Origin of the sequence: Haladaptatus sp. T7, assembly GCF_026008575.1 — an archaeon.
GTDB lineage: Archaea > Halobacteriota > Halobacteria > Halobacteriales > Haladaptataceae > Haladaptatus > Haladaptatus paucihalophilus.
Genome location: NZ_BROP01000001.1, coordinates 108,497 through 126,069 on the forward strand (window position 1 = coordinate 108,497; position 17,573 = coordinate 126,069).

Below are 17,573 nucleotides of genomic sequence, written 5' to 3' on the forward strand. Positions count from 1 at the left end.
GGCGATATAATCGGTTCAACTCCGCAAGTAGTGAAACACGTACGTCTGGGCGTATCCGGCGTACTCGCCACCGAATTGCTCTCGAATCGCCCGCGAGGTGTCCCGGTACGACCCCCGGTCACAGTGCGGGTAGTGCTCCTCGATGGCGCTCTGAATCCACGTGTCGAGCGGCACGGCTTCCAGATAGCCGAGCGCGAACAGGAGCACGCAGTCGGCCACCTTGTCGCCGACGCCCACGAACGCCTGCATGGCGTCGCGGGCGCCCTCGTAGGGCAACCCCCGCACGTCTTCCGCGGTCACTTCGCCGGACGCGAGCAGTTCGGCCGACTTCCTGACGTACGGTGCTCGGTAGCCCAGTTTCAACGCCCGGAGGTCCGATTCGTCGGCCGCGGCCAACTGCGTCGGCGTCGGGAACTCGTGGTACGTCTTCCCGTCGAACTCGACGCTCTCCCCGAACCGGCGAGCCAGCGCGGTCTGCATGTCGTAGATGCGACGCACGCGCATCTGGGCCGAGCAGATGAACGAGACCAGACACGGAAAGAACGGGTCGCGGACGATTCGCATCCCGCGATACTCGTCGTAGGCGGTTTCGACCAGCGAGTCCTCGGGCGTCGCGTCGAGTATCGCGTCCAAATCGTCGTCCAGTCGGAGGAGCGAAACGAGGAGTGACTCGGCGTCGGTCGTCGATTCCCACTCCAACAGGCCGTCCCGCTGGCGGGCGCGGACGACCTCGCCGTCCGTGACGGCGTAGTACCACGCGGACCCGCCGTAGGCGTGCGTCGTCTCGTACATCCGACCGTCCTCTCGCCGCCAGAGGTAACTCTGGCCGCTCTCGACGGTCGATTGCAGGTCGAACCCACCCGGGAGGTCCTCGACGGGTATCGAACCGGTTTCCATCGGCCGGGTGTCGGCATCGAAGGCAAGCAACTCTTTCGATTCACCACGTCTCGGCCAGCACGCGTCGCCAGTTTTCGTGGGCCACCTTCGCAACGTCGTCCTCGCTGAACCCGCGTTCCCGAAGCGCCGCCAGCACGTCGGGGAGTCCGGTCACGTCGCCCACGTCGTCCGGTATCCGCGCGCCGTCGAAATCCGACCCGAGCACGACGTGGGAACTCCCGGCGCGGTCGGCGACGTACTCGATGTGGTCCACGAGGTCGGCCATGGTCGCGGTCGCCTCGGGGTTCGGTTCGTCGGACAGGACGGTCTCCAGAAAGCCGATACCGACGACGCCGTTCGAGTCGGCCACGGCGTCTATCTGTTCGTCGGTCAGATTCCGGGAGTGGGGCGAGAGAGCGTGTGCGCCGGTGTGCGATGCGACGAGGGGTGCACCGCTCGTCTCGGCGACGTCCCAGAATCCCGCTTCGGTCAGGTGTGCACAGTCGATGACGATGCCGCGCTCCTCACAGGCGCGAACGAGGTCACGGCCCGCGTCAGTCAATCCGCCGCCGACGTCGGGACTGCTCGGGTATTTCGTGGGGACGCCCGCACCGAAGGCGTTGGGGCGACTCCACACCGGACCGATGGAACGGACGCCCGCGGCGTAGAGGAAGTCGAGGTTCGCGCAGTCCGGTGCGACGCCTTCCGCACCTTCGATGTGTGCCACCGCGCCGAGGTCGCCGGATTCGAGGCAGGCGTCGAAGTCGTCGAGGGAGCGGACGACGCGGAAGTCCTCTATCTCCGCGGCGAGGCGGTGGAGCAGTTCGAGCATTCGGTAGGTGGTCGCTCGCGCGTCGTCGTGGTCTAGCGCGTCCGGGATGCGGAACTCGTAGCCGTCGTCCGTCCATCGGAGTTCGTGGTCGTCGCCCCCCGAAACGAACGTGGCGAAGAAGCCGACGCCGAGTCCCGCTTCGCGGGCGCGCGGGCGGTCGATGTGCATCTCCTCGGTGCCTCGCGTGAACGTCGCCACGGGGTCGTCGATTCCGTGCAATCGGAGGAGCGTGTCGTTGTGGCCGTCCACGACCGGTGGGAAACTCATTGCTACTGGTGTGTACGAAACGGACATAAGTGCTGGTGTGACCTGTCATGACGCCTGAAAAGGGCGAAAATTCATACTCCTGGCTGTGCAATTACCGTTGGGATTATGAACTGTAGAGTTGTCGTCGAAGCCGCGATACCGGTATACGACGTGAAAACGCCGGACGAGGCGGTGCGCATCGCCATCTCGAAGACCGGCGAGATGCTCAATCCCGACCTGAACTACGTCGAAATAAACATGGGGTCACGAACGTCGCCGTCCGGGGAGGAACTCCCACCAGCGTTCATCGCCGCCGACGAGGCGCTCGTCGCCTTGGAGCTCGAAATGACGGTGTTCAACGTCGAGCGAGAGGAACACGCCTCGCGCATCGCTCGCAAGGAGATCGGCCAGCGGTTGGAGAACATCCCGCTCGCCGTGCTCGACGTCGAGATACTCGAAGAGGACGAGGACGAGGACGACAAAACCGACGCCGAGGCAGACACCGACGACGCGGACGAGGAGGACGATTCGGACGACGTTCTGCCCGAGTTCGAGGACCTCATCGACTGAACCGGTATCCGGGGGTCGCTGTGACGCGCTGTTCGACCGCGGCGACGAGAGATATGTCGGTCGCTGTCAGTGGACGTCGCAAACCGCTTGTTTGTCGTGAACGACGCCGCTCGGGAGCGGCGGGACACAAACGATAACCGATGGGACGACCAACCGGGAGATATGACCGAATACACGACGGTTTCCATTCCGAAGGACCTCGCCGACCGCGTTGACGAGACGATAGAGGGGACGAGTTTTTCGAGTACGAGCGACCTCGTTCGGTTCCTGCTCCGCAGCATCGTCATTCAGCACCAGCGACAGGGCCGCCTGACGGAATCCGAATTCAGCGAAATCACGGACCAACTGCGCGAGCTGGGGTATCTAGAGTAGTTCGACGGGCGGTTCCGCGTCGACGATAACGAGTTTCCGTTTTCTGCCGCTCCGGTCGAACGCCGCCACCATCTCCGCGGTCCACGGCGGAACCGCGACCAACACCACCTCGTGTAAGTCGTCCGTCTGCGTGACTTCGAGGTGGCCTTGCGGGTGGGAGATAAACCTGCCCTGTGTCTGGCGGGCGGGAATCGAGAGGTCCATACCGAAGACGGCCGCGACCGACCCGCCCGTGTTCGGGGGATAAAAATGGGTGAACACCGGCGTCTCCGCTTCGAGATGGTCCGCGCCGTCCAACTCCTCGGCCGGGGTGATGGCCAGCGGGACGGTCAATTTTTCCGGCTCGGCGTCCGCGGCAAGTTCGAGGAGTGCGTCTCTCAATCCACGGGTGAGGAAGACCACGGTGGGCCATTCGTGTCGTATCGAGATAACAGCGTCGCCCAACGACAGCCGGAAGTGATAATTTAATAACGATTTCCTTCTTACAATCTAGTGATAATATAATACCGACAGTTCTTGGATATTTTTCATTATAATAATAGAAAATTTAATATACTATCGGATATGTCGTATGGGTATGGAAGAAAACGAACTGACCACGTATCTGGCGGAGAACCCCCGTATGATCGGCGTACTGTTCGCTATCGTACTCATCCTTTCACAGGCCGGGAGTGCGGCAGGTGCCGTGTTGGGCGGTTCGACTGGAACGTAAATCCGGTTCTATTGATCGTTTTGTAGTAGCGCGTGGGCGAGTGAGACTCTACCCGAGCGTATCCACATCGAGGGAATAGCTCCACGTAAACCGTCCATCGAGTCGGACCGGGACATCCTCCAAAGCGAGAAGTCGAGTGAGGGTGTCCTTATCCATTGTGAGCGTACTAAGAGACCCCGATGCCAGATATGATCGGTTCGTCTCGTCCAGACGTAAATTGACGAAGGCACCGATTCCCCCCTCGTTGGAAAGATACGTGATGGGTGTTACCTCGAACCTCTCTCCGTTCACCTCGATATCGAAAAGAACGGCCGCGATACTCTCAGTCTGAACGACGTTGATGCTCCCGTCTCCGACGACGGTGTACTGACCGCCGATGATGCTCCTGTCGCGGGCGATGTCCAACGCCGCCCAGAGCGGGAACCCACGGTTCAACAACCGTGCCATCGTCTTGCCGACGCGAACCGCGCCGCTGTTTATGACGTCGTTCAGAGTGACGACGCCGCCGATGGCTCCCGCCTCGATGAGCGCCATTCCCTGTTCGAACGACCGGCAAGCGTTGAGGAGGAACGCTTCGACGCCGATGTCGTCGAGTTCGGCTGCGTCCAACATCCCGTCACGACAGTTGAAACCTCCCTCGTCGATGTGACCGATGTAGTGGAGAAACTGCGTCTCGGATTCGAGGACGGAACGCAGTTCGGCGACGCTCAAATCGTGTTCGACGCTCACGTCGAACGGAAGGGTTCGTCCCGATCCGTACACTTCGTCCGCGAGGTTCCGTTCCTCGTCCATCTCGCGGTCGTTGCAGACGACGGTGATGGCTATCTCTCCGTCCGTGGTCGTGCGTTCGAGTCGGTTGTGAAACGCGTTTATGGTCGCTTTGCTCGCGCCGACCGGCGCGTCGTCGCCGACCCACACCTGTTCGAGCGAGTCGGTCTGCTCCGGTTCGACGAACGTACGCGGGTTCGACGTCGTTTCCGACGTGCTTCTGGTATTCCCCCGAACGAACTGTTCGACCGCCGGTACCTGTATCGCCGACGCGGACACTTCCGTCGCTCGCGGCGTTCGAATGGCGGCGAGGTCGTCCACGAGGAACGGAAGCATCTCGACGTTAGTCGCCGTCGAGGAGACGTGCGTGGTCAACTGCCAATCGGGGACGAGGTCCTCAAGCATCCCGTAGGGAATCGTGAGGTACGTTTCCAAGCGCTCGTCCAGCGGGGCGTCGTACAGCGCCGCAAAATCGAGGTCGACCGTCGATTCGAGTGTTCGGCGTTCGTGGAGGTCGATGGGATACAGTCCTTCCGTCCGAGTCACGCAGTCGAGGAGGAACGTCTGTTTCAGCACCCGTTCGACCTCGCTTTCGAAATCCCGAGCGCCGCCGAGCGGGTGTTCGAAGTCGTCCGTGACGATTCGAGGGGAGTTGCCCGGAACGACCGACGCACCGAGGTAGTACGCGAGCGAGGCGACGGGGAAAATCGATTCGTACGTGGGAGGCACTTCGATGGTCACGCCCGTTTCGGGCGGTTGCAGGGCGTCCGGGACGCGGAGTTCGTCGCCGAGTTCGACGACCGGCGGATGCCCGCGGAGGGTGGGAAACGACCGCTCTGGACTGGTCGTCTTCAACGCCGACCCGAACGTCGATATCGCCGCCATCATGTCCGTCGGGTCGCTCGTCGTCGTCACCGTTCCCGAAGGGCGTCGGTGGGATGACCGCCCACCGACGACGACGGTCGTCCTCGAACCGAACCGGAACGTGATGTCCTCGAACGTCGCACCGATGTCGAGCGATTCCTCGACGTCGAGATACAGTTTGATCGGGGTACAGAGCTCGATGGTGTAGTTTCCCGACGGGAGCGCCTCGTTCGCCATCCCTTCGACGCTCGCCACCATCTCACCGGTCTCGTCGCGGACGTAGACGGCGGCCGGTGTCGGGAGCCGAAGGCCGCCGGTCGAGAGACAGACCGCGCGGTCGACGGGAAAACGAAACGAGTGAGTGTCGGCCGGGACAGGTCGAACCGCGTCGAACGTCTGAAGCGTGCACGTACGTCGTTCGATTTGGTCTCGAATTTCGATTCCGTCCGGACGGGAATCGAACGAAATAGTCACCGGATCACCTCTACAACCAGAGGGGAAAAATTCCGGCGCTCATGGCACATGCGTCGTTCATATCGAGCAAATGCTAAAAAACTATCGGCAATCTGTAATTCTTGTGGTATCACGACGATACAAATCCGCGGACGGTCTTCGCCAGCAACGAGGGGAATCGTCTGCGAGACCCGTCGAGCGCATCCGCGAGGACGACCGTGGCATCGTCGAAGATACCGGGGCCATGTCCGACGAGGACCCGCTCGGGCGTCAACCCGCGGAGTTCGTTCGGCGGTAGGAGTCGAACCATCGGATGGACGCCCAGTCGCTCGCGACCGGTTCGGAAGTAGTCGGCGGTGCCGACGGATTCGGGGACGACGAGCGTTCCGTTCGTCTCGTCGTACAGCGCGGCTTCCTGCCACGCCGGGTTATCGACCAGTCGAAGCACGCGCAGTCCGGTGTCGGCGAGCGTCGTCTCGAACCGTCGGACCGGAACCCCGCTCACGCTCCGTCGGACCCACGTCGGAAGGTACACCGGCACATCGTGTCGCTGTGCGATTTCCTTGGCATCGCGGGTGTGGCGGTCGAGAAGGACGACGACGCCCGCGACCGTTCCGAACTCGGCGAACAGGTCGTCGATGCCCGGCGCATCGACCGGGTCGATAACCCAGACGTCGCCGTCGATGGCGAGCGCGTGGCTCGCTCGCTCCATCGTTTCCTCCGGGTGTGCGAGCCAGCCGACGCCGCCGTCCCAGCGGTCGATTTCCCGATATTCCGTAGGGGACTCGGCTTCTTTCAGTGGCATACTCTCACTAGTCGGTCAACGCGCATAAATCGACGGGGCAACGATTCCGTCCCCCGACGGCGACGGCACTACGTGAGGTCCGTCTCCATCGACTCGACGTACTCGGCGGCGGGTTCCGCGTCGGCCCAGACGGCCTCGAACAGTTCGTTTCCCTTTCGACGTGCGCGGTCGGTCTCGACGACGAACTCGGTCTGCGTATCGTAGGATCCGTCCAGCAGCGGGAGCGAGAGCAACAGGCCGTCGTCGGTCACCGTCAGCGCGAACGAAGTGTCGGCCACGCGAACGTTCAGGTCTTCGTCTACCGTGGCGTCCGTGGTCGCGAGGAGGGAGTGAAGGACGTCCGTCGCCAGTACGAGCCGCGCGTCGCCGTCCCCGTCGAGGAGCGCATCGGAGTATCGCTCGTTGAAAATGGGCGCGATGACGGACGCGGAAGTCGTCGTTTCGAGTCGCCGTTCCACCTCGCGGACGGCCCGCGACGGATGGGTGTCGGTCGCGCGAATGACGGTTCCACCGGTGAGGTCGGCAATACGAAGCAAATCGGAGGAGGGCAACGCGGTGACGTCGTGTCGTTTCCAGTAGTCGATGTCGATTCGAAGTACTCGTTCCGTCTTCCGCTGTTCGCGGACGAGCGCGGATACGACCGAGCCGATTCCGGTCGGTGCCCACCGTTTGGTGCGTGGCGAGTGAATCAGCCCGCGATTTTCCAATTCCGTGAGGGCGTTGTAGACGGCGGATTCGCTCGCCAAATCTCGGTTCAACAGCGCTCGTGTCGTTTCACAACCGTCGACGATTGCCTGTAAGACTGCTGTCCGTGCTCCGGACCGGAGAACGTACTCGGTGAGGGACTGTTGGTGCTCCATGGCGGCAGTTCCCTATACACCCATTGGATTCTTTTCACTATCGTTCTTGGGCAACTGGCTATCAAATTCCATATCAATTGGAGCAATCTACTCAAAATGCAAATTTCTGGAATCTAGAATGGAATTTTTATATACTGTTGGTGTATTTTTGCCGATTGGGCCACCCTGTGGTCCCCCCTGACGTACATCACGAACGGTGATACCCCACCGTTTCCCTCCGAGGTGCAGGCAGTTCTCAGAGTCTGCTCGTATCGATTTCGATACCGGGTGGCGAGATGATGAGGAACTTCCGAAAGTGCACCAAATTTCCGCCCTGCTTTTTCACCGCCGGTGCGAGGTCGGCCGCGAGCTCGGTGAGGTCGCCGTCGACCGCGAGGACGAGGACGTGTCCGCGTTCGACTGCATCGAGGCGTTCCGCGATAGCCGTGGTCCCGTCGAGGACACCGAGGATGACGCGCTCGTTCTCGTCGAATTCGATCTCCTGTTCGGCCGCCTGTAGGTCCAAGTCGAACCCCGAATCGTTCATGCCGGTACCTCTCATCCCCCCGAGAAAAATCCTTGCCTTGGTTCGGTTCAGTTGTCGTATTCGCGCTTGAACCCGCGGAACTCCGTGCGGTGGGCCTCCTCGTCGGCGAGGATGGTAACACCGAGGTCTTCAGTCACGGGGTCGTCCGCATCTCGCGCCGCTGATATGACGTTTCGATACGTCGAAATGGCATCCTCCTCCGCTTCGAGGACGCCGTCGATAACCGACAGGACGTCGGTGCTGTCTTCCGGCGGTTGCAAGCCTTCCTGCCGCGCCTCGAAATCGTAGGACGCCGGTGGGCGCTCGTCCAACTGTTTGAGCCGTTGGCCGATCATCTCCGCGTGCCCCAACTCCTCCTGGATATCCGTCTCCAGGCTCTCTCGTACCTCTTCCGCGCTCACGCCTTCGAGGACGATGGAGTTCGTCAGGTAGTTCATCACGGTTTCTATCTCGTCGCTGTACGCCTTTCGAAGGAGGTCCGTTACTTCATCGTTCGTCATCATTCGGGAGTACGACACGAACCCTCCTTACGATTGTGGCGAACGAGGGTGGCAACGGTTGCCTCGCACACAACGGTTATATGCCTTGGCACACATTGGCACGGTAGCGATGGAACAGCATGTCAAACATTCGCATACGAACGTTGCGGGCGGCGCTGTCGTCGGCACGATTCTCATCGTAGGGGTCTGACCCCTACACATTCATACCATCGAATCCTCGAATCGATACCGAATAGAGCCGACCGTGCAACGTACTGCGAACCACCGAAACCGAGACGAACGACACCAACGACCGATACATGACGGACGAAAACTCGACACGACGACCGACGAACCGAGACCGACCGAAAAAGACGATGGCGGACATCAGCCACACACCGCCCTACGAAGCGCCGGACGCGACCCGCGTGTTCGAACGCGGCGGCGAGCTGCTGACTGACGAACGCCGTCCGTGAGCACCTGAATCGGAAAAAGAGACCGCCTGGTTTTTCTCCCGTCCCCCATTTCCTGTCCGACCCGGTCCCCTGCCCCCCAGTGTCGACGCCGTGCTCAGCGGATCGGTTCTCGGCCGCCGACGGGTTTGGACGTGTCGACGAACTCAGCCCGCGCACCGCCCTTCTTGACTTCGGTCGCCGTCATACATTCGAGGCATCCGAAGACCTCGTTCTCGTTGTTTCCGAACACGCGGGCGAAATCGCGGGTCACGAAGGAACCGCAACTTCGACATCGGTTTTCGGCCACAGTGTCGCTTCCACTGGCAATCTGGCTGTTTGTCGTTGTCATGCTGAACCTCGTCGGTACGACTAACATCAGTGTGGGTACTTTGTTATCCGGTGACTGTCGGGGCGAAACCAACCACTGTCGTCTGGAAAGACAACTCTACGATTCCGGTAACGACCGGTTACTCGGACGATACGGCGGACTTCTCCATTCGAGAAGACCGTAACGACGGTGGGAAATTCGGACCGGCCTATGCTTTAATGATTGTCCAAGGGGTAGAGAACATCGATGCCCAAGATAACACTCGACGAGGAGACCGTCTCCCGCCTCGACAGCCTGCGCGTCGAAGACGAATCCTACGACGAGATCATCAACGAACTCATCAACATCTACGAAGCGGAGGAGATGACGCTCTTCCACGGCGGCGACTATTCGAGCGACTGAATCGCGTCAGTCATCGCGCCGAGCGAGAACCGTCTCACCCGCGCGCACGCGCTGACCGTTTCTTACTTCTACGTCCGCCGCGTCGAACGACGCCGGGAGGAGCACGTCCGCTCGACTGCCGAACGCGATGTGGCCCAATCGCTCTCCCCGCGCGAGTTCGTCGCCCGATTCGACGTACGGATGGATTCGCCGGGCGAACGCACCCGCGATAAGCGTCAGATCGCACGTCGAAAGGCCGATGTGGACCTTCTCGTTGTTGTCCGACTCCTTGCTGAACGCGGGACGGTGGGTACCCGGTTCGTGTTCGACCGATTCGACGCGCCCCGACAGCGGCGCGCGGTTGACGTGCACGTCCGTCACGTTCATGAACACGCCGACTCGGACGCGGTTTCCTTCCTCGCGGATCACCGAGACGCGGCCGTCCGCGGGCGAGAGGACGCCGTCCGACGGCGGAGAACGGTCCGGGTCGCGGAAGAAGAGCAGGACGGCACCGCCGAGCGCGAGCGCCGCGAGCGTGGCGAGCGGCGAGAGCAATCCGAGCGGCCCAGCGAGCAGGAACGGCGGCGCGGCGTATCGCCACGCGCCGGGTGCGACCTCCATCACTCCTGAACCGCACTTCTGACGCGCGCCCACTTCCCGGTCGATTCGAGGCGCGTCTGGAGTTCGTCGGCGTACCGTTGTGCCAACCCCTCAGCCGCGGCGAGTCGCTCCTCGTCGACGCCGCTCCCGCCACCGCCGCCCAGTCCGAGCGCGTCCTTGACCGACCCGAAGACGCCCCGTCCTTCCTTCTTGGACGACTTCCCCGTCATGGAGTTCATCTGCGACTGGATGTTCTCCATCTCGGGCATCACCTGTTTCACCTTGCTCGTGTCGGCGACGAGCTTCGCGCGCTCGTCGTCCTCGGGGTGTTCGATGTCGAACTCGACCGCGGTCATCACCAGTCCCCACTCCTGGCGCGAGAATTGGGAGTCGGCGACTTCCTGTGCGAACTCCCTATCGACCGCCATCCTGTCCCCCACTATCATGTCCGTCCACCGTTGTCCGCTCATAGGTGACAGTGATATGGCGCGAGACTTGGTAGTTTCGTCTGCGCGAACGACGAACGGGACGGACCGTCGAGAGGGGACGAGACCCGCCGAAGATGGCGAAAACACGCCGGTAGGGAGTTCCTACGGTCGGTGATTCGGTTCGTAATGGCTGCTTTCCGACGGGAGACGTGTCGAAATCAAAACGGGGAGAACGGCGCTGTGCGGGTCAGTCGTAGGGATAGCGCGCCTGATTGCCACAGTCACACGTAATGACGACGTGGCCGTCCTGCAGTCGGACCCGTGCGTTCTTTCCGGGACGGAGATAGGCGTCACAGGCGTCGCACGTGAATCGTTTGAACTGCTGTGGGAGCGAAAGGCGGTGTCGCTCGGCGATTCGTCTGGCGAGGCGGACGTACTCCCGCGCTCGGTCGTCGTTACACTCTGCGGTGGCGTCCCGTGCAAGTACTTCGAGACGCTCTATTCGCTCTTGAGCTACTGTCATTCGGAATGGGGGGGTGGGGGGTTTCCGGGGCGAGACAGGACAAGGATAGAAATCGTTCCTGTATTGCCCCATGCGAGTCATGCTCGTATGGGAACAAATACTTTGCGGTCGTTCAATGAGTCCTTTCCGAAAGGAGTAATTGGGCGCTATGCCATTTCCCCCGCAGTGCGCGTACTCAACTACCTCGAACTCGAATCCCGACTGGCCCGGAGCGGCATCGGTACCTCCACGAAGCAACAGCGCAAGGCGTTAGCGGAAACCGACGTGGACGTAATCACGTCGCCGTGGGAGGGGGAAACGCCGGGTCGCGCGCTGCTGTCCGGGGCGGTAGGGGGTCGTTTCTTCGCCGACTTCGACGTGGCACATTGCAACGTCATCGGGCCGGGGTCTGTCGCGGTCGCGCGCCACGCGAAACGGAACGATATCCCGCTCGTCCTCCATTCCCACGTCACGAGCGAGGACTTCGCGGAGAGTTTCCGCGGGTCGAGCCTCGTCGCGCGCCCGCTCGGTCGGTATCTGAAGTGGTTCTACTCGCAGGCTGACCTCGTGCTCTGTCCCAGCGAGTACACGAAATCCGTCCTCGAACGGTATCCCGTGAACGCGCCGATTCACCCAATCTCGAACGGCGTGGACGCAGAATCGCTCGCCGGGTTCGAATCCTTCCGCGATGAGTACCGCGCGCGGTACGATTTGGAGGGCATGGTCGTCTTCGCACTGGGGAACGTCTTCGAGCGCAAGGGTCTCACGACGTTCTGCCGAGTCGCCCAGCAGACGGACTTCGACTTCGCGTGGTTCGGGACGGTGGACGACGGCCCGCACGCCAGTTCGACGGTCAAACGGTGGACGGAGAACCCGCCCGAGAACGTGACGTTCACCGGGTGGGTCGACGACAAGCGCGGCGCGTTCGCGGCGGGCGACGTGTTCTGCTTCCCGGCGAAAGTCGAGAATCAGGGAATCGTCGTCCTCGAAGCGATGGCGTGCGGAAAGGCCGTCGTACTCCGCGACATCCCCGTCTTCGACGAGTTCTTCACGCACGGCGTGGACTGTCTGAAGTGCGAAACGGAGACGGAGTTCCGACGCGCGCTCGAACTGCTCGAACGCGACCCCGAACTTCGGGAGCGATTGGGGGAAAACGCCCGCGAGACGGCGAGCGAACACAGCCTGAAGCGCGTCGGCGAGCGTCTTGTCGAGGAGTATTCAAAACTCGTCTGAAGTCACAAGCACTTAACTTCCCGTCCTCGAATGGCCGAACAATGAGCCGATGGGTCGCCGCGTTCACGGACACATATCTACCGACCATCAATGGTGTCACCTACACCATCCGAACGTGGCGCGATTTTTGGGAGAAAAACGGCGGGCGGATGGACGTGGTGTATCCCCAATCCGACGACTACGCGCCGGAGAAAGGCGAACATCCCATCGGAAGTCTTCCGTTCCCCTTTTATGATGGCTATCGACTCGGAACGCCGCGGGTTCCGAAGGCGGTCCTCGACGCCGAAATCGTCCACTCCCACACGCCGTTCGCCATCGGCCTCGGCGGTCTTCGACTCGCGCGAAAGAACGAACTCCCGTTCGTGACGTCGTACCACACGCCGACGGGGGAGTACGCGGACTATCTCGTCCCGAACGATTCCGTCGCCGACTACGTGGAACGGGCGGCAGGGGCGTACGAGCGGTGGTTTTTCGGGCGGTCCGACGCCGTGTTGACGCCGAGCGAGGCGACGCGAGAGCACATCGTCGAGACGGTGGGCGTCGATGCGCCCGTGCACGTCGTCCCGAACGGTATCGACGTGGAGCGGTTTCACCCGGTCGAAACGGCAGCCTTCGTTCGGAAATACGACCTCGATGTGGATCGCCCGCTCGTCGGCTACACCGGCCGCCACGGCTTCGAAAAGCGTCTCTCGGAGATCATCACGGCGGCCGACGGCATGGACCTGACGGTCGTCTTCGGCGGCGACGGTCCCGCCCGCGAATCGTTGGAGAAACAGGCCCGCGATTGCGACGTGGACGTCCGTTTTCTCGGATTTCTCGACCGGGACGAGATGGCGGCGTTCTACTCCGCTCTCGACGTGTTCGCGTTCCCCAGTCCCGTCGAAACGCAAGGCCTCGTCGCGCTCGAAGCGAACGCCTGCGGGACGCCGGTCGTCGGGGCGAACGCCGGAGCGCTGTCGAACACCATCGTCGATGGCGAAACCGGCTATCACTTCGAGAGCGGCGACATCGAAGATGTTCGGGCATCGATTCGCCGTACGCTCGCGGAACGCGAGAGGCTTCGAGAGTCTTGTCTCGCCCGTCGGGACGAAATCAGCGTCGAACGCGCGGTCGAGAAGTTAGAACGGGTGTACGACCGGGTGTGCTGAAAGCGCGGTCGCGTTTCGAACCGCGGTTTTCTAATTGACGGTCGGTCTCGGACGACGTGCCGTTCTTTTTCGCCGTCGTTTCTTCAGAATGAGAGTTCTCTACGGAATCGTACGTCGAAATATAATTTCTAGAAAATATTAGATAAATATTACAATATACAGAAAGTATTTATCGGGTTAGTATATAATGATTCACGGATGAAAGACATAAATCCAAACAGAAGAGAGCTGCTACAGACGTTAGGGGTTGCGGGCCTGAGTACGGGCGGCGTGCTGTCTATGAGCGGTACTGGTGCTGCAGCAAGCGCTCCGCAGAACAAGATAGACAACATCTGGGATGCCATGGTCGACTTGGCATCTGACCTTCTTGGATCGGCCATCCCGTGGGATGCAGTCCAAGCGAGTGACCTATCGGAGAACGAAAAGCAACACCGACTCCGGTCGCTTTTGGACCCCCAGTATAAGGATCTCGTCATGAGCGATTCGGTTACGACCAGTTCCAGCGTTTACGTCCCCGGCGTGCTCCCGTTCGATGCCTGCTATTGGACCGACTACGGTGCCGACGGAAAGAAAATCTGCGTCGAGGGCTCACCCGGACACTACGGCAAACCCAGTTGCTATCAGAGTACGCCGAATCTCGGCTACGTGGACCTTACCGTGGACACCTACGACCTGAAAATCGACCGAAGTTGGTCGCTTCGAAAGAGTTTCTCCTTCTGGCTGGGCCTCTCCGAGGACGGCTGCGTGTGGACCGGTCAAGAGGACCTCGACCTCTGCGCGGAAGTCCTCTGTATCGACGACCTGCTGTACCCCTACTCGCCGGTCGCCGCGCTCGCCGAAGCGGGTCTCAAAGCGGGTATCGAGGCCATTAGCAACTGGGCCGAGACGGACGACATGATCGATTGGCTGTTCTACGCGCTCGCCGTCATCGCCGGGATCGCGATAATCCTTCTCCTGTGGGAGATCGAAATTCCGCTCGCCATCGGTGCGTTCGCGCTCGCATAAGGTATAAGAACCGACCTCGCTTCTTTATTACACAGCACCATGAATGAACTCATTCTGGTACTCGTCGCCCTCGCTGCCATCCTCGGAGCACTGTACCTCGTGAACTATCTCGCGGGACCCCTCCTCGTCGGGAAACTGAACGACACGAAATCGCTTCCCGGTCGGCTCGCCAGCGAACTTCCCTCCGGTAGTCCTCCGACGGTCGTGCTCGGCGGCAACGCGCTCGGTTCGAACCTCTCCGGCGGTTCGGGACCTCCCGGATACCGACGACTGTTGCTCAGCGATACCGTCATCGACGAACACGAGGACGAACTCGGCACCGTCTCCGCACTTTCGGTTGCCCTCCTCGATACCTACGCCTACGACGTGCGGATACTCGCGAATCTACTTCGCATCGAACTGCTGTTCGGCATCGTGGCGTGCGCCCTTCACGCCGCACAGACCGACCTGTTTCGTTCGCTCTCCGCCGCACTCGCCGTCGTTATCGGCATCATCGTCGGGGCGCTCGTCGTCTTCTACGGACTGTACCGGCTCGTCGCGTGGCGCGTCTACCGCGCCGACGAACGAGCGGCGACCTACGTCGGCGCGGAGAACATTATCACCTATCTCGAATCGAACCACGGGCGTACCGAGTCGCTCCTCTCCGCGGTCGTTCATCTCTCTCCGCCGACGAAGACACGAATCGAGCGCCTCGAACGCGCTCGGTGAGACGGACGGGCTACAACTCGACCCGTTCCACGATGTGATCGCTCCCCTCGCGGACGTTCAAAGCGACGATTCGGATGTCGTCCTCCAGCCCGGAGCCGTGGAGTTTCGCCTTGAGCAGGTTATCGACCTGGTACACGCCCGCCGCGTTCAGCATCTCGATTTCGACGAGAACCGGCACCGTATCTCCCTGTCGGAGGGTGACCTTCTTGATGGCTTGGCTTGAGACGGTGTTGATGCCCCGACCACCCTTCTCGTAGGGGATGCGCGACCGGCCGTGTTCCATGTCCAGCGCGTCCGACACCCGGATGACTCCCGCTTCCGTCGTCAGCGGATCTTCCTCGGTGTGGTGACAGAGAATGGCGTGGAGAATCTCGCCCTTCATCCGAATCGAGTTCGCCGTGTCGTAGAAGTTCGGCAGCACGCGGTCGAGGACGTCCGCCGCGAGCGGAATCGAGTAGTAAGAGTGGTCGTCGCGGTGAACGATGTGACCGATGTCGTGGAGCGTCGCGGCGAAGGCGACGATGACGCTCTCGTCCGCTTCGTCCAATCCTTCGTCGGCCGCGCCGTTGAACTCGACGCCGCCGCGTTTCAACAGGTCGTAGAGGAGCAGCGCGCGGTTCCGAACGATTTCGATGTGTTTTCGCCCGTGGTCGTTGTATCCCTTTCTCGTCACTGCGTTGACGTTTTGCGCGTCGAGATACGCCTGAATCTCGTCGTCGTTCGCGATGAATTCGAGCACCTCGTTCAGCTTTTCGTCGGGGAAGGCGTGGTCCGCGTCCGGGTCGTACGCACGCCGTCCGTTCTCCGTTTGCGGTTCCGTTGCAACGTCGTCCATGTTCCATTTTCACGTTCTGGGGGGAAAAACTCTCGGGCGCGACGGGGTTTTACGGGTCGGTTGGACGGAAAATAGGTCGGGAAGCGACCCTGAGAAGAGCAAAAAGCCTATAGTTGGCAATGGGTAAGAAACTGGTAGAGGATGTTCGAAATGATACCACTATTCGGGCCGGTTCCCGGCGGGATGGAGCTCGCGGTGATTCTGCTCATCGCGGTTCTCCTGTTCGGTGCAAACAAGATTCCGAAGCTCGCCCGCTCCACCGGTGAGGCGATGGGAGAGTTCAAGAAAGGCCGCGAAGAAGTCGAACAAGAGTTGCAGGAGATGCAAAGCTCGGGTTCCAGTACCGCGACCGAGGTCGAAAGCGAACCGACCACGACCACCGAAACCGAGACCGAGACCGAGACTGAAACCCAGACCGAATCGGAATCGTAGTTGTTTTTCCCGCGAGCTATTACATATTATACAGGGCGTGTGGCCTAGCGGATAGGGCGAGAGGTTCCTAACCTCTCGACCGCGGGTTCGAATCCCGCCACGCCCGTTCTCCGGCGAACGTTAGTGAGCCGTGGGAACGGGCACAGGGATTCGAATCCTGCAAGGAACGCACAGCGACCGAAGGGAGCGAGCATTTCTTGCTCTGGTTCGAATCCCGCCACGCCCGTTTTCCCTCCTCACATCCGTTCGTCGTAAAACGGGGTGGCTTACTCACCCTCACTTCGTTCGCGGGAGTCCCGCCACACCCGTCTTCGTCGTTCGAGGGAGTTCCGAAAGACGCGGTGCGTCTTTCGACGTTCGTGAATCGGAGATTCACTTACTCCCGCCACGCCGTTTTTACCACGTTTGTGTGAGGTTCCGCCACGACCGATGACGCTCCCGTTCCGTTTGCTCTTCGTCGCAAGCATGATGAAAGATTTATTGTGTGTCAACGGACAGCAAGAACTGCGGTAGCTTCCGACGGAAGATGCCGCGACAACAGCCAAGTCAGGCATGACCGTGTTCGGCGCGGAGCGGCCACTGTTCTTCCCGCCTCGCGTCGAACGCGGTTCTCTTTCCCTCTTCAAACTGAGTTGATACGAATGAGAATTATATCCCTTCTGAGATGCGAAAACCACACGACTACGAGCCACCAGATACAAATATGGCAAATATCACATGTATATTAATTTTAACAAGGTTTTTTAATGGATTAGCGATTGGCGATACTCAATGGCTAGTGACGAGTCCGAAGCGCTCGGGAGTGGGGACCCCGGCGACGCTGGACCGGACGGGATCCGTCTCTCCGATGGACTCCCGTCCCGCGTGGCGGTCGGGTCGTACTCGTGGGAGGATTTCAAGGCGGAGTTCTTCTACGAGGACGGCACCCCCCCGACCAACTGGCGGGGAAAGCCGCGTCCGTTTCCGGCCGAGGAGTTCCTCGGCTTCGACCCGGAGGAAACCGAATCGCGGGTCGAAACGGCCGCGGAGACCGCGGCCGCGCTCGGGAACTATTTCGAATCGTTTCTCGACTACGAGGAGACGCCCGTCGCGCTCGGCGACTACTTCTGGGAGCACTTCCGGTACGAGTACTACTACGACCCGAATCGGGAGAAA

At 61.0% G+C, this 17,573-nt stretch carries 23 protein-coding genes, 1 tRNA gene and 1 pseudogene; 12 read left to right on the forward strand and 13 right to left on the reverse strand.

From position 1 onward, the window contains the following. Positions 1-15: 15 nt before the first annotated feature. Positions 16-897: a DNA glycosylase gene (locus OPC11_RS00630; RefSeq protein ID WP_264781322.1), complete on the reverse strand. Its 882-nt coding sequence runs from the start codon at positions 895-897 to the stop codon at positions 16-18. 40 nt (positions 898-937) lie between these two features. Next, positions 938-1,975, reverse strand: coding sequence for a dipeptidase (locus tag OPC11_RS00635; protein WP_264780706.1), 1,038 nt, complete (start codon positions 1,973-1,975; stop codon positions 938-940). Positions 1,976-2,080: 105 nt separating this feature from the next. Between OPC11_RS00635 and OPC11_RS00640 the strand changes: the two genes are divergently transcribed. After that, positions 2,081-2,524: a DUF555 domain-containing protein gene (locus OPC11_RS00640; protein ID WP_264780707.1), complete on the forward strand. Its 444-nt coding sequence runs from the start codon at positions 2,081-2,083 to the stop codon at positions 2,522-2,524. Between the two features lie 162 nt (positions 2,525-2,686). Beyond that, on the forward strand, positions 2,687-2,896 hold the full coding sequence (locus OPC11_RS00645; protein ID WP_007982604.1) for a ribbon-helix-helix domain-containing protein: 210 nt from the start codon (positions 2,687-2,689) through the stop codon (positions 2,894-2,896). Here OPC11_RS00645 and OPC11_RS00650 read toward each other — a convergent pair. Then, positions 2,888-3,298, reverse strand: a complete 411-nt coding sequence (locus OPC11_RS00650; protein WP_007982603.1) for a hypothetical protein — start codon at positions 3,296-3,298, stop codon at positions 2,888-2,890. The genes OPC11_RS00645 and OPC11_RS00650 overlap by 9 nt on opposite strands. 175 nt (positions 3,299-3,473) lie before the next feature. Here OPC11_RS00650 and OPC11_RS00655 point away from each other — a divergent pair, with 175 nt between their 5' ends. Continuing rightward, entirely contained in the window at positions 3,474-3,608 is a 135-nt protein-coding gene (locus OPC11_RS00655) for a hypothetical protein (protein ID WP_018128707.1), read from the forward strand. 48 nt (positions 3,609-3,656) lie between these two features. Here the strand turns inward: OPC11_RS00655 and OPC11_RS00660 are convergent, their stop codons facing one another. The 5 genes from OPC11_RS00660 to OPC11_RS00680 form a co-directional block, all read right to left on the reverse strand. Next, on the reverse strand, positions 3,657-5,714 hold the full coding sequence (locus OPC11_RS00660; RefSeq protein ID WP_264780708.1) for a hypothetical protein: 2,058 nt from the start codon (positions 5,712-5,714) through the stop codon (positions 3,657-3,659). Positions 5,715-5,823: 109 nt separating this feature from the next. After that, positions 5,824-6,498, reverse strand: coding sequence for a hypothetical protein (locus OPC11_RS00665; RefSeq protein WP_264780709.1), 675 nt, complete (start codon positions 6,496-6,498; stop codon positions 5,824-5,826). A gap of 68 nt (positions 6,499-6,566) precedes the next feature. Beyond that, complete coding sequence (locus OPC11_RS00670; RefSeq protein ID WP_264780710.1) at positions 6,567-7,358, reverse strand: transcriptional regulator FilR1 domain-containing protein; 792 nt, start codon at positions 7,356-7,358, stop codon at positions 6,567-6,569. A gap of 235 nt (positions 7,359-7,593) precedes the next feature. Next, complete coding sequence (locus tag OPC11_RS00675; RefSeq protein WP_069450943.1) at positions 7,594-7,884, reverse strand: DUF5779 family protein; 291 nt, start codon at positions 7,882-7,884, stop codon at positions 7,594-7,596. Positions 7,885-7,931: 47 nt separating this feature from the next. Continuing rightward, positions 7,932-8,384 (reverse strand): ferritin-like domain-containing protein, encoded by a 453-nt coding sequence (locus tag OPC11_RS00680; RefSeq protein ID WP_026177724.1) that lies wholly within the window; start codon positions 8,382-8,384, stop codon positions 7,932-7,934. Between the two features lie 299 nt (positions 8,385-8,683). Between OPC11_RS00680 and OPC11_RS00685 the strand changes: the two genes are divergently transcribed. Further along, complete coding sequence (locus OPC11_RS00685) at positions 8,684-8,839, forward strand: hypothetical protein (RefSeq protein WP_264780711.1); 156 nt, start codon at positions 8,684-8,686, stop codon at positions 8,837-8,839. A 94-nt stretch (positions 8,840-8,933) separates the two neighbouring features. Here the strand turns inward: OPC11_RS00685 and OPC11_RS00690 are convergent, their stop codons facing one another. Continuing rightward, entirely contained in the window at positions 8,934-9,167 is a 234-nt protein-coding gene (locus OPC11_RS00690; RefSeq protein ID WP_139136109.1) for a hypothetical protein, read from the reverse strand. A gap of 225 nt (positions 9,168-9,392) precedes the next feature. Between OPC11_RS00690 and OPC11_RS00695 the strand changes: the two genes are divergently transcribed. Continuing rightward, positions 9,393-9,548, forward strand: coding sequence for a hypothetical protein (locus tag OPC11_RS00695; RefSeq protein ID WP_007982592.1), 156 nt, complete (start codon positions 9,393-9,395; stop codon positions 9,546-9,548). Positions 9,549-9,554: 6 nt separating this feature from the next. Here the strand turns inward: OPC11_RS00695 and OPC11_RS00700 are convergent, their stop codons facing one another. The 3 genes from OPC11_RS00700 to OPC11_RS00710 form a co-directional block, all read right to left on the reverse strand. Then, positions 9,555-10,148, reverse strand: a complete 594-nt coding sequence (locus OPC11_RS00700) for a protein sorting system archaetidylserine decarboxylase (protein WP_007982591.1) — start codon at positions 10,146-10,148, stop codon at positions 9,555-9,557. Beyond that, positions 10,148-10,597, reverse strand: a complete 450-nt coding sequence (locus OPC11_RS00705; protein WP_018128708.1) for a DUF5799 family protein — start codon at positions 10,595-10,597, stop codon at positions 10,148-10,150. Before OPC11_RS00705 ends, OPC11_RS00700 begins: the two co-directional genes overlap by 1 nt. Before the next feature lie 205 nt (positions 10,598-10,802). Further along, positions 10,803-11,078, reverse strand: coding sequence for a ribonuclease P protein component 4 (locus tag OPC11_RS00710; protein WP_018128709.1), 276 nt, complete (start codon positions 11,076-11,078; stop codon positions 10,803-10,805). A gap of 165 nt (positions 11,079-11,243) precedes the next feature. Here OPC11_RS00710 and OPC11_RS00715 point away from each other — a divergent pair, with 165 nt between their 5' ends. From OPC11_RS00715 to OPC11_RS00730, 4 genes are all read left to right on the forward strand, one after another. After that, entirely contained in the window at positions 11,244-12,290 is a 1,047-nt protein-coding gene (locus OPC11_RS00715) for a glycosyltransferase family 4 protein (protein ID WP_264780712.1), read from the forward strand. 41 nt (positions 12,291-12,331) lie between these two features. Continuing rightward, entirely contained in the window at positions 12,332-13,438 is a 1,107-nt protein-coding gene (locus OPC11_RS00720; protein ID WP_264780713.1) for a glycosyltransferase, read from the forward strand. Between the two features lie 198 nt (positions 13,439-13,636). Then, positions 13,637-14,443, forward strand: a complete 807-nt coding sequence (locus OPC11_RS00725; RefSeq protein WP_264780714.1) for a hypothetical protein — start codon at positions 13,637-13,639, stop codon at positions 14,441-14,443. Between the two features lie 39 nt (positions 14,444-14,482). Further along, positions 14,483-15,151 carry a hypothetical protein gene (locus OPC11_RS00730; RefSeq protein ID WP_264780715.1) on the forward strand — a complete coding sequence of 223 codons (669 nt, stop codon included), beginning with the start codon at positions 14,483-14,485 and terminating at the stop codon, positions 15,149-15,151. Positions 15,152-15,161: 10 nt separating this feature from the next. On the opposite strand, the gene OPC11_RS00735 is transcribed toward OPC11_RS00730, so the two are convergent. Beyond that, positions 15,162-15,986 carry an HD domain-containing protein gene (locus OPC11_RS00735; protein ID WP_264780716.1) on the reverse strand — a complete coding sequence of 275 codons (825 nt, stop codon included), beginning with the start codon at positions 15,984-15,986 and terminating at the stop codon, positions 15,162-15,164. A 141-nt stretch (positions 15,987-16,127) separates the two neighbouring features. Between OPC11_RS00735 and OPC11_RS00740 the strand changes: the two genes are divergently transcribed. The 3 genes and pseudogenes from OPC11_RS00740 to OPC11_RS00750 all read left to right on the forward strand — a co-directional run. Further along, a complete protein-coding gene (locus tag OPC11_RS00740; RefSeq protein ID WP_264780717.1) occupies positions 16,128-16,418 on the forward strand; it encodes a twin-arginine translocase TatA/TatE family subunit in 291 nt (96 codons plus the stop codon). 33 nt (positions 16,419-16,451) lie between these two features. Further along, a tRNA-Arg gene (locus OPC11_RS00745) sits at positions 16,452-16,524 on the forward strand. 665 nt (positions 16,525-17,189) lie between these two features. Next, positions 17,190-17,573, forward strand: a pseudogene (locus tag OPC11_RS00750) (hypothetical protein); the annotation flags it as partial.